This window comes from Streptomyces sp. NPDC002130 (assembly GCF_040296465.1).
Lineage (GTDB): Bacteria > Actinomycetota > Actinomycetes > Streptomycetales > Streptomycetaceae > Streptomyces.
Map to the genome: position 1 here is coordinate 1 of NZ_JBEOXI010001053.1, position 1,187 is coordinate 1,187.

At 63.7% G+C, this 1,187-nt stretch carries 2 protein-coding genes; both read right to left on the bottom strand.

From position 1 onward, the window contains the following. Positions 1-515: YcaO-like family protein (locus tag ABT116_RS48305; RefSeq protein WP_351647877.1), on the bottom strand; the 515-nt coding region annotated here is incomplete at its 3' end. 5 nt (positions 516-520) lie between these two features. Next, positions 521-1,051, bottom strand: a complete 531-nt coding sequence (locus ABT116_RS48310; protein WP_351647879.1) for a YcaO-like family protein — start codon at positions 1,049-1,051, stop codon at positions 521-523. Positions 1,052-1,187: the final 136 nt, after the last annotated feature.

Sequence of the window (1,187 nt, forward strand, 5' to 3'; positions counted from 1 at the left end):
GGTCCGGCGGCGAGACCCGCCTGAGCCACCGGAGAGATCGCCGGACCCGTCCGGGCGACGAAATGAGGATAGGAACCCCAGACGAGTTCGGCCGGCACCCAGATATCCGAACCCGTGATCAGGTCGACTCCGAGAGTCCAGTCCATCTCCAGATCGTCGGTTGGTTCGACGAACGGGAACCGTGGCTGCGCGTACTGGGTGGCGCCGAAACGCGCGAGTCGTGACAGGTCGATGCTTGCGCCGATCACCGTCTCGGCTGATCCGCGGACGATCGGTTTGGCGACGATGTTCCCGCAATATCGTTCCACCGCTTCACCTATTGCGGCAGCGGTAGGTCGCGCACGGTCACCGAGATCGAAGCAGTATCCGGCACCCGCCGAGTCGCTGGACCAGGGTGAGAAGCGTGCCGAGTCGGAGACATACGAGTGAATCAGCTTGAACTCCGGCGGAAAGTGCTGGGGAACAACGGCGTCGACCAACTCTCGAATGATCCCGGTTCGGCGGTCGACGAGCAACGACCTCATGCGAGAGGGACCGGCAGATGCAGATGGGTGGTCGATGCGCTGGTCAATCTGCTACCTCCAAGAAGGGGAAAAGCTGCCGGGGCATTGTTGTACAGGCCGGGCGAGTGGACACGGACGACGTGTAACCCGGCGATCGAGATGTCGCGAGTGGTGAGATCGACGGAAATCGGCTGGTGCCCTCGGGACGTCAGGAGAGCAATCAGAGAATTCAGATTCAACGGCGCCTCGTCGGGAATCTCTGATACCGAGCGTGTTTCGGTGTAGTCGAAAAGATGCTCTTCCGCTGCCTCGGCCATCACGGGGTCGAGATACAGCTGGGCGACGGTCGGCAGATCGACGACGTCCTTCCATCGCGCCTCGAATTCGTCTCGGTAACGACGGTCGGTCCGAAAGGGTTTGTACAGGTGCGCCGGCAGCGTTCCGTCCGCCACGCTGCGCCAGGTCGGTCCGTCGGGGTCGGCGAGGTCGATCGTGATGGCCAGTACGGCGTACGCCTCGACAAGGGCCTTCGATACTGCAGCTTCCACGGTCGGTCGACAAGCCGTGCCCAGGGCGACCAGTCCACGTCGGTCGTCCCGTCGAGGAGCTGCGCGAGCGCTTCGCCTCCACCGCCCCGGTCGAGCGTGCCGCCGAGGACGGCGACGTCGTGACGATCGACCTGCA